The 13062-nt window shown below is 34.7% G+C and carries 13 protein-coding genes; 5 read left to right on the top strand and 8 right to left on the bottom strand.

Annotation, left to right across the window (positions count from 1 at the left end):
- The first annotated feature begins 59 nt into the window (after positions 1 to 59).
- On the top strand, positions 60 to 794 hold the full coding sequence (locus tag ACX119_RS02850; RefSeq protein WP_459351633.1) for a methylenetetrahydrofolate reductase: 735 nt from the start codon (positions 60 to 62) through the stop codon (positions 792 to 794).
- On the opposite strand, the gene ACX119_RS02845 is transcribed toward ACX119_RS02850, so the two are convergent.
- Complete coding sequence (locus tag ACX119_RS02845) at positions 791 to 3289, bottom strand: methionine synthase (protein WP_459351632.1); 2499 nt, start codon at positions 3287 to 3289, stop codon at positions 791 to 793. The two genes, ACX119_RS02850 and ACX119_RS02845, sit on opposite strands and share 4 nt — an antisense overlap.
- Positions 3290 to 3321: 32 nt before the next feature.
- The gene (locus ACX119_RS02840) at positions 3322 to 4284 is read right to left on the bottom strand and encodes a homocysteine S-methyltransferase family protein (protein ID WP_459351631.1); all 963 of its coding nucleotides are present in this window, start codon (positions 4282 to 4284) and stop codon (positions 3322 to 3324) included.
- Positions 4285 to 4396: 112 nt separating this feature from the next.
- Between ACX119_RS02840 and ACX119_RS02835 the strand changes: the two genes are divergently transcribed.
- Positions 4397 to 5527 carry an MFS transporter gene (locus ACX119_RS02835; protein ID WP_459351630.1) on the top strand — a complete coding sequence of 377 codons (1131 nt, stop codon included), beginning with the start codon at positions 4397 to 4399 and terminating at the stop codon, positions 5525 to 5527.
- Between the two features lie 204 nt (positions 5528 to 5731).
- Here the strand turns inward: ACX119_RS02835 and ACX119_RS02830 are convergent, their stop codons facing one another.
- The 6 genes from ACX119_RS02830 to ACX119_RS02805 form a co-directional block, all read right to left on the bottom strand.
- Complete coding sequence (locus ACX119_RS02830) at positions 5732 to 6055, bottom strand: P-II family nitrogen regulator (RefSeq protein WP_459351629.1); 324 nt, start codon at positions 6053 to 6055, stop codon at positions 5732 to 5734.
- A 7-nt stretch (positions 6056 to 6062) separates the two neighbouring features.
- Positions 6063 to 6590 carry a hypothetical protein gene (locus ACX119_RS02825; protein WP_459351628.1) on the bottom strand — a complete coding sequence of 176 codons (528 nt, stop codon included), beginning with the start codon at positions 6588 to 6590 and terminating at the stop codon, positions 6063 to 6065.
- Complete coding sequence (locus ACX119_RS02820; RefSeq protein ID WP_459351627.1) at positions 6587 to 8590, bottom strand: sodium:solute symporter family protein; 2004 nt, start codon at positions 8588 to 8590, stop codon at positions 6587 to 6589. The genes ACX119_RS02825 and ACX119_RS02820 overlap by 4 nt, the downstream gene beginning before the upstream one ends.
- A gap of 145 nt (positions 8591 to 8735) precedes the next feature.
- Complete coding sequence (gene ureC / locus ACX119_RS02815; RefSeq protein WP_459351626.1) at positions 8736 to 10448, bottom strand: urease subunit alpha; 1713 nt, start codon at positions 10446 to 10448, stop codon at positions 8736 to 8738.
- Complete coding sequence (locus ACX119_RS02810) at positions 10445 to 10813, bottom strand: urease subunit beta (protein ID WP_459351625.1); 369 nt, start codon at positions 10811 to 10813, stop codon at positions 10445 to 10447. Before ACX119_RS02810 ends, ureC begins: the two co-directional genes overlap by 4 nt.
- A 5-nt stretch (positions 10814 to 10818) precedes the next feature.
- Positions 10819 to 11121 carry an urease subunit gamma gene (locus tag ACX119_RS02805; protein WP_459351624.1) on the bottom strand — a complete coding sequence of 101 codons (303 nt, stop codon included), beginning with the start codon at positions 11119 to 11121 and terminating at the stop codon, positions 10819 to 10821.
- Positions 11122 to 11211: 90 nt separating this feature from the next.
- Here ACX119_RS02805 and ACX119_RS02800 point away from each other — a divergent pair, with 90 nt between their 5' ends.
- From ACX119_RS02800 to ureG, 3 genes are read left to right on the top strand one after another with little or no spacing between them, the layout of a single operon-like run.
- Complete coding sequence (locus ACX119_RS02800; RefSeq protein WP_459351623.1) at positions 11212 to 11697, top strand: urease accessory protein UreE; 486 nt, start codon at positions 11212 to 11214, stop codon at positions 11695 to 11697.
- The gene (locus tag ACX119_RS02795; RefSeq protein WP_459351622.1) at positions 11687 to 12388 is read left to right on the top strand and encodes an urease accessory protein UreF; all 702 of its coding nucleotides are present in this window, start codon (positions 11687 to 11689) and stop codon (positions 12386 to 12388) included. The genes ACX119_RS02800 and ACX119_RS02795 overlap by 11 nt, the downstream gene beginning before the upstream one ends.
- A gap of 17 nt (positions 12389 to 12405) precedes the next feature.
- Positions 12406 to 13062: an urease accessory protein UreG gene (gene ureG, locus ACX119_RS02790; protein ID WP_459351621.1), complete on the top strand. Its 657-nt coding sequence runs from the start codon at positions 12406 to 12408 to the stop codon at positions 13060 to 13062.

Genomic DNA, 13062 nt, shown 5'->3' with positions numbered 1-13062 from the left:
CTAGTCCTTGTTGGTTTTGGTATTCAAAGGTTTTAACCAAGGAGACAAAAAACGACAATATGACAATCAGATACGAAGCAAATCCACCAAAAATTTTACCTGGAGTAAACACGGATGAATCAGTATCAAAATTTCTTGATAAAATTAAAAGCATATCAAAAAAATGTGATGCAATACACCTTACAGAAAATGTACTTGGTCACCAAAGAGCATCACCAATTGAAGTTGGTAAAAAACTAAAAACAGAAATTCCAAATATTCCTATTACTGTAAGTCTGAGAGTTAGAGACAAAAGTGAGAAAGAGATTTCAGAATATGTAAAAAAATGCATTGATGTAGGTTTTTCTGGAATTTTAATCCTAATGGGAGATCCATCACAAACTGGAACTCCAGATTCAGGCCAATTCCCAAGTACAGTACTAAAGAGACTAAGAGATGAAAAAATAGATTCTAAAATTGATTTGTACCTTTCCATTTCAAATAACCCAGATTTTACAAAAATTTCAAAAAAGTTAGATGCTAAACCCAAAGGATTCATGACTCAAGTAATTCAAAAAATAGAACAAGTTCAAAATCTTGTAGATAATCTTAAAGGATTTTCAATAATTCCAATTATTTTATTTCCTTCAGAAAAAAATGATAAATCAGCAAAATTTTTGAATTTAGATTTTGCATCCTATAATCAAAATTTTAAAGAGTTTGTAAAAAAAATTCATGATTTGACGGGGGATGTTTTAATTACATCTCCAAATGATTTTAATGGCTTGAATGAATTTTTGCAAAAAAATAGTTAGAGAACAAAATATTTTGCATCAGGATGATGAACAACTATTGCTGCAGTAGATTGTTCAGGAATTATCTGTCCAGATTCAGTTAATGTCATTCCAGACTTTTCAGGTTGCAATAATTTCCATACCAAGTGATGTTGTGCAACATCAGGACAACTGGGGAATCCCCAGCTATATCTTAAACCACCTTTTTCTAAATTCATTTCAGATTTTATTTTACGATTTACCCATTCTGCCAAAGCTTCTGCAACTTCTACGGCTAATCCATGCAGATAATATGCATCAGTATACTTGTCTTCCTTATTCCATTGTTCAATGATTTGTGCTACTTTATTCCCAACAGTTACAGATTGAAATGCAACAATATCATTTTCACCAAAATAATCTGTCAGACATAGGTGATCAGGTTTTGTAGAACGAGGAAATTCTAATTCCACATCCTCCCCGTGCGGATTCTCTACTAGTAATTTTCTATTTTTGTTATGACATTTGAAATAACCATAAACAATTTGAGGTTCAAATAGTTTTTCTCTAATTATGCGCATCTTCCATTCTGTTAGAATCTGCTCATGATCATCTTCAGATGCAGAACCTGCCTTTCCTCTCAACCCCCAAGATAATTTGAATAATGATTTTTTATCAATCATAGTCCAAACTTCTGCCATATTGATTTGATCTAATGTTAATCGAATTGGTTCTCCAATTGTTTTTAGAGTAGGGGCAGGTACAGGTTTTATATCACTTTTAGGAAGTGTGTCAGGATCTATGGATGCAGTAGATTTTTCTTTCCAATTTTCTAGTTTTATTTTCCAATCAGCTAAAAGTTTTGGTTTTTCATCTGAAATTAAAACATCCATTGTTTTTAGTCCTTCAAACATAGTATTACAATAAAAAACACCTGGTTCATAGATGCCACCATCTTTTGCGATTCGATTGATATAGTTGCTGTTAATTGCAGCACCCCCACAAAGAATAGGAATAGTCATTTTATTTTTCCTAGCATGTTCTACAAAAAACTGCATTTGTTTTGATGTAGAAACTAATAATGCAGATAATCCAATAGCGTCAGGTTTTACCTCATCAATTTTTTCTATGAATTTTTGTAATGGCACTTGTTTGCCTAGATCATATACTGAATAACCATTATTTTGAAAAATTGTTTTTACCAAATTTTTTCCAATATCATGAACATCACCATAAACTGTTCCCAGAACTAATTTGCCTTTGCTAGTTCCTTCTTCTTTAACTAGATACTTTTCTAATTCTCCAACTGCAGCCTTCATACATTCAGCAGATTTGAGAACAAATGGCAAAATTAATTCCCCTGCACCAAACTTATCACCAACTTCCTTCATTGCAGGAAGTAGATCTTCATTTAGAATTTTAATTGCCCCATCATGTGTTAATTCTTTAGGGGCATCAAGGGACAAAATACCATCATTATCTTTTATGATTTCAGGTTTTCCAATTTTATCAGCTATTGCCGCTACAACATCATTTTGAATTCCATCCTTTAGGCGATTTACGATTCTAAAATTTGCACGTTTTCCTGCAGGCCAAGAAGGATCAACATCTACTTTTTTAGATTCAGTAGTCCCTTGCGGACCTGTTTTTTCAAAATAGGAAATTAAATCAGATAATGCATTGGGATGAGTATTAAAGATTAGATCTTCTGCTAATTTTTTCTCTTTATCATCAATTTCACCATATGGAATTATTTCTTTGGCATTAACAATTGCAGAATCCAATCCAATTTTTACAGCATGATATAAAAATACAGAGTTGAGAATCTTTCTAGCGTATGGGGCCAACCCAAAACTGATGTTACTTAAACCCAATGTTGTAAATGAATTTGGAAATTTTTCTTTTACTAGTCGTATTCCTTCTAAAGTGTTTTTTCCTGCATCAAGGAATTCATCCTCACCAGTAGCTAAAGTAAATGTTAAAACATCAAAAATAAATTGTTCAATCTTTAAACCATATTTTTTTCCTGTCTCATAAAGTAATTCTGCAGTTTCTACTTTTTGCTGAGGAGTCTTTGCCATTCCGTTTGGCCCAATGCATAAAGCAATTGCAGGTAAGCCATATTTTGCCATTAAAGGTGCTAATTTTTTGAATCTACTCCCATCACCTTCAAGATTAATGGAATTAATTATGGGTCTTCCAGGAATTTGTTTTACAGCTGCTTCTATTACTTCAGGATCAGTTGAATCAATTACTAGAGGTGCATCAATTTCTAAACTTAATCGTTTTACAAGATTTAACATGAATGTTAATTCATCAGATCTTTCAGTTGTTGCAACACACACATCAAGACAATGTGCTCCATCCTCAACTTGAGCACGAGCTAAATCAACTAGTCCATCATAATCATCATTCAAAACAAGTTGTTTGGCTTTACGTGAGCCTTGAGTGTTAATTCTTTCACCAATAATTAATGGTGCAGGAATTTGTTTTAATTCAACTGCCTTTAATGCAGAACTAACTCTAGGAACATTCAATATTATAAAATCACCACAGTTTTTCTAAATACTTAACTCTCTATAGAGTTGGCTCTTTCGTCAATTACTTTTCGTAGTTCTTTAATGTGTTCAGGATTTGTACCGCAGCAGCCACCAATTATTCGAACTTTTTTGTACTGATTAAGAAAATCACTTAATGCTTCACCCATCTTTTCAGGAGTCATTTTGTAAACTGCTTGTCCACCTTGATTTTCAGGCATACCAGCATTTGGAACAACTAGCAAATTATGTTCATTTTGCTCATTTAACCACTGTACACTAGGATTCATCTCAATTGGACCAGTAGAGCAGTTCAGACCAAAAACATCAATCCCCATATCTGAAACCGTGGTATATGCTGCTTGGATATTTGTTCCAAGTAACATTTTTCCGTATTGATCTAAAGTAGTGTTTGCAATAATCGGAACTTTCTTTCCTGTTTTCTCCATTGCATTATGACATGCTTCAATTATCAGTTTTACTTCCAAGATATCCTGACTAGTTTCAATTAGTAATGCATCCACTCCTCCAAGAATCAATCCTTCAACTTGTAACTCAAATGCAATTCTTAATTCATCAAGTGGTTTCTGTCCCAAGTCAGGATCATTTGAGCTTGGTAAATATCCAGATGGGCCCATAGAACCTATCACATATCGAGGTTTGTCAGAATATTCTTCACAAACTTCACAAGCTAATTTTGCTATCTTTTTGTTAAATTCTACAGTTTGATCACCAAAACCATATTCATCTAATTTTATTTTATTTGAGCCAAAAGAATTTGTTTCAATACAATCAGCTCCTGCATCTAAATAATTTCTATGTATTTGTTTAATCCATTCAGGATGTGTAAGTACTAGACCGTCATTAAAGCCATCTTGGTTATTTGGAAAGTCTTCAGGTTTTGGATCATATTTTTGAATCTCAGTACCCATGGCACCATCAAAAAGTAAAATACGGTTTTTTAATGCATCATTAAATGGTTCTTTAGCAGACAATTAAATTTCAAAATGTTCTTGGAGAGTTTAACTCTTTTCAGAAAAATCCACAAAGATTCAGGTTAATGACACGTATATTGAAATTAGGTAAAAATTAGATTCAATTACATTTATGCAAAAGATTCAAGTGAATAACCTAGTTCGTAGTGCAACCTTCTTTCAACATGCAGGAATCTCAATTATTTTTGTTTTCATGCCTTTAATTGCAAAGGGAGTTACCGAATCCATTTTTGAGATTGGGCTCTTGGTAGCATCGTTTAGTTTTGCCCAAATTTTATCAGAAATTTACTTTGGAAGACATTCAGATAAGAAAGGAACTAGGCTCAAATTCATCAGACTAGGCTTCATTGGTTGTGCTATTGCATTTGGATTGCATTATTTTGCTGAAGACCTGAGCATGTTTTTTTTGGTACGAATTGCAGCAGGAATTGCAAGTGGGATTATGATTCCTGCAATGATTGCATACACCTATGAGGCAAATATTGATAAAAAAAGAGCAGCAACTGTAATTTCATTTCATGCATTAGGTTGGCTTGCAGGAATTGCGGCAGCTGGATTTGCAAATGATCTTAAATTAATTTTCATTATAAGTGCAGTATCATTTGTAATTGGATTTTTGTTTACAATAAAACTACCAAATCCTCAACAAGAAAAAGAGCTAACTCCAGGTACAACAAAAAAAGTTATTTCAAAAAATAAATTCCTTTTTTCTTCTTTGTTGCTAAGGCATATTGGTGCATCAGCTGTATGGACCATTCTTCCAATTTTATTAATGGAAAGAATGGGTGCAGAGCTTTATCAGATTTCAATAGTATATGTTGCAAATACATTGACTGCATTTATTCTCATGAATGTCATGGCAAGTAAAATTAATTTATCAAATGTAACTAAATTTAAAATTGGAATTGGATGTACTGCTTTTGTTTTTGTAGGACTAGCATTAATTACTGATTGGTGGATGGCAATGCCATTTATGTCACTAGTTGGAGGTACTTGGGCATTTTTATTTATTGGAGGTAACTTTCACTTAATGGAGAATAATCCACGTTCAACATCAACAGGAATTTTCAGTTCAACAATATCTATTGCGACAGTTGTGGGTCCCGTAATTGCAGGAAGTATTGCATTTCTATTTGATTATGTAGCAGTAATGTATTTTGCAATCGCAATAATTATTGGTGCATTTGCAATATCATTGAAAATACCAGAAAAACAAAAAGAGTTTGTTGGAAATCAAAATTAAATATTTACTAGTAAAATAATTGCAGAACAAACTCCAATCAAGGCAAACATGTATTTTCTATATTTAGGATCACTTGTTCGCATTACATCGTATTAAATAAAAATACATTTAAGGATTCATAATTTCTTCAACTAGAAAGGTTTAGACATTAATAATTTCTAGTGTTATTCACATAGTAGAATAATTAAATATTAGAATTGTAAATTAAAGAGCTTCTTCGCCCTTTGTGTTCTTTTGTATGTCAATTAGTTCTTCTATATTAGTTACAAAGATTTTTCCAATTCCAGCAGTTGCTTTGATTGTTTCTATTATTTTTTCTACATCTGAATCATTGGATAATATCAAGAGAGCGTTACTGTCTCCAAATTCTGAGAAATACAACCAATGTCCCATTTGGTTAGGCTCTGGAAGATTTTTACCACGACCTTTAGTGTCAAAAATTGTCAAACCAGAAATACCTATTTTATGCAATGCATTGTTAACTTCAGTAAGTTTCTTTTCGGGAATTATTGCACAAATGCTTTTCATCATTACTCTACCTCATATTCTCCATACTCTGTGAAGTATTAATTTTCCCCAGGATAATATTTCGAATTTTTACCATCTTTCTTGCTAACATGAATCCAGCACCAGTCATACTACTACCCAGAATAACATGCAATATCCCTGAATCTTGTTGTGGTGCAACCATTAGGACATAAGCAAATCCAGCAATCATTAGCAAAATACCAAAAGATGCAAAAATTGCCATCATTACAGGGATTCTTGAAGGAACAGGTGGCAATAATGCAGTTCTTGATGATGACTCTATACTATCAAGGTCTTTGCAAACATTACAACATCTGTGTCGTTGTTTGTTCTGCCAAGTTGTAGTTAAGAAGAAAAATTCTTGGTGACATGAATCACAAGTTCTTTTTGGAAGAGTAATTTTTCCATGATCATCAAAATCATGACCAATCTTTTCCATACAACTCTTACAAAAATATCCTGGAATTCTCCATTGCTTTTGAAAGTTGTATTTCTTCCATCCTAATGTTACATTGCACCCAGAACATGAAGTCAATTCTTGTCGCCTCCTGATGCTTCTGCAATGGACTTCTTTCCAGCAAATACTTGGGCGATTCCCTTTCTTGCCTCAATGATGGGTAAGAATATGATGAAGAATGAAGCAATGCTTACCCAAACTACTGAGATTCCTACCCAAACGCTGTAGGCCATTACATCAAATACTATACCACCAAGAATCAAGGGCATTGGCCATGCAATAATTAAGACTAAAGTCATTATACCGCCACCAGTAATACTGAACTTGAAGGCTTTCTTTAGAGTCTCTTCATTTTCAGTAATTTCTGCAGACTCTGCTTCGGATAATTCTACAAGAGTAATCCTCTTTTTGAGATCAGCCCAGTCAAACTCAGTTTTAGTTAGAAGACTTCCAAAAATAGTAATTGCACCACCAGTTAAGATTCCTGCAACGTTTCCAAATAGCATAGAGTAGTTATGACCAAGACTTGCCAGACTAATTTCTCCACCAAATTCTGGCAAGGATGCTGCTACTGATACCCAGGTAGTTACTGCAACCATCAAACCAATAATGGCTCCAAGTGTGGCAGCGACTCTGTTTGTTCTCTTCCAAAGTATTGTCAGTGCAATTGGAATTACTGCTGCGCCAATTATGATACCCATTGCGAGATATACAAAGCCGAGACTTAATCCCAGATGTAAGAGCACAACTGCTAAACCGCCCATACCAAGCCCGAATCCAACAATGGTCATTCTAGATATTTTGACTAGTTGTTTGCCAGAGGCATTTGGGTTCTTATACGTTCGGTAAATATCATAAGTTATTAGCGAAGACACCGCAATTAGTTCTGCAGAGCCGGCAGAAGTTACTGCCATGAATAACATAGTTAGTACCATAATAGCACCGACTTCACCCATTAGTGCTGTAGCTGCTGCGGGAACTACCAATCCTAATTGAACTTGTGCTGGGGTTAAGTCAACATCAAGCGCCACCGCCGTCAGTCCCATTGTAGTTGCAAGTGTAAATGGAATTGCAAACCAACATGCACCACCAAGTAAGAAACCCTTGACAGTTGATGATGGTTTTGCAGCAATTGCTCGTTGCCAATATGCTTGGTCAACAAAGACAGTTCCAAAGTTTCCTACAATGTTGATGATACCAAACATCAAGCCACCAATGGATGCCATTGTCAGGAATGCACCTGCTGCATTTCCTTCAATTGGTCTCAAGTCCGCAGCTGCAACTAGTTTTTCATACATTCCTTCAACACCTCCAGTAACGTCAGTGTTGAGGTATACTGCTGCAACAAAGGTTAGGATTACAACAAATATAATTATAGTATGCATATAGTCTGCAACAAAAGTTGCTTTTAGCCCTCCAACCAGAGTATAGATCATAACACCTACTGGAATCAAGAAGGCAGCAAGGGAGATATCCATGCCAGTAAGACCATTAACTACTGCTGAACCACCTAGTAGAAGCATGGCAGTTACAATCATGTTAGTCATTAATGCAAATACTAGGAAGACTTTGTGAGAACCGTCACCAAATCTGGCACGGATGATTTCTAGGAATGTGTGTGCATTTGGTGCTTTACGTTTTAATTCAATAGCTAATATTCCGAACAGCAGTACTTGGATTGATGCTCCTGCTGCATACCAAAATGGACCGCTTATTCCATACTGATATGCTACAGTTGAAGACTGAAGTAAAGTTGCAGCCCAAGTCCAAGCAGAAACAATAGCAGCAGCAGTTAGACCTGTTTTGATTGTTCGTCCGGCAGTATTAAACATCTCAGAGGTCTGGTTAACGCCAAGATACTTTTCTTCAATTTTTACTTCAATAGAAATTATCACAGCAAAAACTGCACCTAAACCAACAACAATTGCCCAACCAATCCATTCAGGTAATGCTTCACCAATTGCGAATCCTTCTGAAATGGCTCCTGCTGCAAAAACGGTTTGTGGAGCTCCAGCAAGGAATACTACAGTAGCAAAAAATGCAGTCATTACAAAGGGTAAAGATTTTGCCTTGTCCACAAAAATGAATATTCTGAGATTTACTTATCGATTGAACAAGGATAGTCCTTTATCTACTCAATTGAAGATCAGCGTAAACAATTGAAAAGAATTGCCGACGTCGACAAAAAAGAAATTAGATGAAGAAAACAAGATTGTAAAAGTATTAAAACAGGTTATAAAGTCGGGCCATAGAAACTTTATCAGTAGGATCTACAGTTGCAAGTTTTCCATCAATTTTTACCTCATATGTTTCAGGGTTAATTTCAATTTCAGGAGTCAAATTATTGTATAACATGTCTTTCTTGCCAATAGAGCGACAATTTTTTACAGCCACTAATCGTTTCTTGGAATTAATTTCAGATTCAATACCACTATCAAGTGCAAGTTGTGATGTAAAAGTTACAGAAGTAGATTGAATTGTTTTGCCAAGAGCACCAAACATTGGACGATATAATACAGGCTCGGTGGTGGGAATTGATGCATTGGGATCACCCATTAATGAATATGCAATTACTCCTCCTTTAATGATCATTTTTGGTTTGACACCAAAAAATTGAGGCGACCAAATTACAATATCAGCTAATTTACCTGATTGTAATGAACCCACAATATGAGAAATACCGTGAGTGATAGCAGGATTTATGGTAATTTTAGCAAGGTATCGCTTAATTCTAAAATTATCATTTCGCACATCATCTTCTTCAAGTTTTCCAGTCATCTTTTTCATTTTATCGGCAGTCTGCCAGTTTCGAGTTGTCACCTCACCTACACGTCCCATGGCTTGACTGTCTGAAGACATCATACTCAAAATACCCTTGTCATGTAGTACATCCTCAGCTGCTATTGTTTCACCTCGAATTCTAGATTCTGCAAAAGAGATATCCTCAGGAACTGATGAGTTTAGATGATGACACACCATCATCATATCCAAATGTTCGGCTAGTGTATTTACTGTAAATGGTCTTGTAGGATTTGTAGATGATGGAAGAATATTTTCTTTACCTGCAATTTTCATAATATCAGGCGCATGACCACCACCGGCTCCTTCGGTGTGATAAGTATGAATTGTTCGTCCAGCAATGGCTTCAATAGTATCATCTACAAATCCACATTCATTTAGAGTATCTGTATGAATTGCAACTTGAGTATCAGTTTTATCTGCAACAGTTAAAGCAGAATCAATTGTTGCTGGAGTTGAACCCCAATCTTCATGCAATTTTAGACCACATGCACCAGCCCTTATTTGTTCTAACAATGCTGTTTCAAGAGAATCATTTCCTTTTGCAAGAAAACCGAAATTCAGCGGGATGTTATCAATAGATTCAATCATTCTATGAATATTCCATTTACCAGGTGTACATGTTGTTGCATTTGTTCCATCAGCAGGACCTGTACCGCCACCAATCATAGTTGTAGTGCCATTACAAATGGCATGAATTGCTTGTTGTGGAGAAATAAAATGAATATGTGTATCAATGGTTCCAGGGGTACAGATTGTATGCTCTCCAGAAATAATTTCAGTGTTGGATGAAATTATCATATCAATTCCATCCATAATGTTAGGATTTCCAGCGTTTCCAACACCTACAATTTTTCCATTTTTAATTCCAATGTCAGCTTTAATAATTCCCAAAATAGGGTCCATTACTACTGCGTTAGTAATCACCAGATCAAGGGATTCCTCTCTAGATATTCCACTTGCTTGTCCTTGTCCATCACGTATACTTTTACCACCTCCAAAAACAGATTCATCACCATAAACAATCAAATCATTTTCAATTTCTGCAATCAAATCAGTATCAGCAAGACGTATTCTATCACCGGTTGTGGGACCAAACAGATCAATGTAATTTTTTCTCGGAATATTCAAAGTCATGAGGCTATTCCCTTGAATCTTTTTTCTGCAGCTTTCTTGAAAGCTTCTTCTTGATTTTCTTTCAGATTTCCATTCACTAAACCACTAAATCCATAAACAATTTTCTTGCCACCAAATTCAGTTAGTTCAATTTCTTTTGTTTCACCTGGTTCAAAACGAACTGACGTACCAGATGGAATATTGAGATGACATCCGTAGGATTGTTTTCTTGGAAATTCAAGAGCTTTGTTTACTTCAAAAAAATGTGTGTGAGAACCTACTTGGATTGGTCTATCACCAGTATTTTTAACACTTATGGAAGTTGTTGATTTTCCTGCATTGGCGATAATTGGTTCATCAGATGGAAAATATTCGCCTGGAATCATAATAATCACACAATTGGATCATGAACTGTTACCAGTTTAGTTCCATCCTCAAAAGTTGCTTCAACCTGAATTGAATGTATCAGATCTGCAACGCCTGGTAAAACGTCATCTTTTGATAAAACGTTTTTACCAGAACTCATCAACTCAGGAACTGTTCTTCCATCTCTTGCACCCTCCAAAATATGATCAGCAAGAATAGATATTGCTTCAGGATGATTAAGTTTCAATCCTCTACCTTTTCTTCTACGTGCAAGTTCTGCTGCAACAAAGATATTTAGTTTTTCTAATTCCCTGGGAGTAAGCATCATTAAAGAAATTAGGTAACTAGTGTATTTAATTATTAAAAATACAAAAAATATTTCAACAAAGTATAATTTCAACATTATGTAAACTCACTTGTGTTAGAAGTTAGTGCACCAATAGGAAATATTTTCCTAGATAAAGAATTTGATGAATTAAAAAATAATAATTTTGAAAGACTCAAGCTTTCACGAACAGAGTTAGAAAAGAGAATTATAAGAAGAAATGGAGATCTAGGCACGGATATAGGTTTGAAATTAGAACCAGGGATAAAACTTCGTCATGGGGATGTGATTAACAATGGAGATACAAAAATTATTGTCGAGCAGCTGCCAGAAAAAGTAATTGTTGTGAAACCAAAGACAAAAGACATGGTTGATGTAATGGTGTTATTAGGACACATTATTGGGAATAGACATAGACCCATAGCCATCAATGGTGATGAAATCTCATTTCCAATTCAGGCAGATTCAGAAAAAGATGTATTTGTAAAATTATTTCAGAGTATTATTAGTCATTTAGAGATAAAAATAGAAGAGCAGATATTTTTACCAAGTACAGGTGCAGATGTACATGAACATTGATGAGATAGAGAATGATTTGGGAATTATGCAGTTATCAGATTCATTTTTTCCCACTGGGATTTACGCTACATCAAATGGATTAGAATATTTAGCAAAAATAAGAAAATGCGAAGGGATGACAGATATTTTCAACATGATTAAGATTAACATTACACAACAGATAGGACCTTCGGATTGTATTGCACTTGGAAATGTATTTGATAGTCTATACAGAGATGAATTTGAGAAAATTATGGAAGCAGACAACATTGTTTTTACTACAAAACCAATTCAAGAAATTAGAAATGCATCAGTTAGATCAGGAATTCAATTAATCAAATGTGTGAAAGAATTTGTTATAAATGATAAATTTATCAATCAGTATCAAAAGTGCATTTCTGAAAATACTGCATATGGTGTTTTTCCAGTAGCATTTGCAGTTTGTTGTAATGCATTAAAGATAGAAAAGGAAAAGAGTATGTCGATGATGATGTATGGATTCACAGTTGGGATTGTAGGAGCTGCATTACGATTAGGATTAATTCAACATTTTGAAGGACAAAAAATAATCCACAGAATTAAACCAATTATTGGTCAGACTATTAAAGAGTGTTCAAATAAATCACTAATAGAAATGTGGCAATTTGCTCCTCAAATAGACATTGTTCAAATGTCACATGAAAAAATGGATTCTAAAATGTTTATTACATAAAAATCAGATTTCTTGTCATGACTCATATTCCAAGAATCGGGATTGGAGGACCTGTAGGTTCAGGAAAAAGTATGTTAATTGAAAGACTGGTCCCCATATTGGCACAAAAAGGGTACAGTGTCAGCATTATCTCAAACGATGTAATTTCAAAAGAAGATGCAGACAGGATGAGAAATAATTTGGCTACTAAGAAAGGATTATTGCCTGAAAATTTGGTTATTGGCCTTGCAACAGGTGGTTGTCCTCACACTGCTGTAAGAGAAGATCCCTCTATGAATTTAGCAGTCATAGAAGAATTGGAGTCAAAGCATCCAGATCTAGATCTCATAATTATTGAAAGTGGTGGAGACAATATAACGACAACATTTAGCCCCATCCTTGCAGATTATTTTATTTACATAATTGATGTTGCCGGAGGGGATAAGTATCCTAGAAAAGGAGGTTTGGGAATTGAGAATTGTGATCTTTTAGTGATCAACAAAATTGATCTTGCGGATATGGTTGGTGCTGATCTTGAAATTATGAAAAAAGATGCAGGTAAAATTAGAAAAGAAAAGCCATTTGAATTTATCAACTGTAAAACGGATCAAGGTATGATAAAAGTGGCAGAGCATATTATTCATGATGTTTTACTAGACTCAACACCAAAGTCTGAAATTATGCAAAAGGTATGA

The organism is Nitrosopumilus sp. S4 (assembly GCF_054515835.1).
The sequence above is the reverse complement of the archived record's forward strand: the minus strand, read 5'-3'. Positions and strand labels throughout refer to the sequence as shown.

Bases quoted from the DNA above. Each gene is read 5' to 3' on its own strand.
- ACX119_RS02850 (WP_459351633.1), top strand. From the start codon at position 60: ATGACAATCAGATACGAAGCAAATCCACCAAAAATTTTACCTGGAGTA.
- ACX119_RS02835 (WP_459351630.1), top strand. From the start codon at position 4,397: ATGCAAAAGATTCAAGTGAATAACCTAGTTCGTAGTGCAACCTTCTTT.
- ACX119_RS02830 (WP_459351629.1), bottom strand. From the start codon at position 6,055: ATGAAAAGCATTTGTGCAATAATTCCCGAAAAGAAACTTACTGAAGTT.
- ureC (WP_459351626.1), bottom strand. From the start codon at position 10,448: ATGACTTTGAATATTCCGAGAAAAAATTACATTGATCTGTTTGGTCCC.
- ACX119_RS02810 (WP_459351625.1), bottom strand. From the start codon at position 10,813: ATGATTCCAGGCGAATATTTTCCATCTGATGAACCAATTATCGCCAAT.
- ACX119_RS02805 (WP_459351624.1), bottom strand. From the start codon at position 11,121: ATGATGCTTACTCCCAGGGAATTAGAAAAACTAAATATCTTTGTTGCA.
- ACX119_RS02795 (WP_459351622.1), top strand. From the start codon at position 11,687: ATGAACATTGATGAGATAGAGAATGATTTGGGAATTATGCAGTTATCA.
- ureG (WP_459351621.1), top strand. From the start codon at position 12,406: ATGACTCATATTCCAAGAATCGGGATTGGAGGACCTGTAGGTTCAGGA.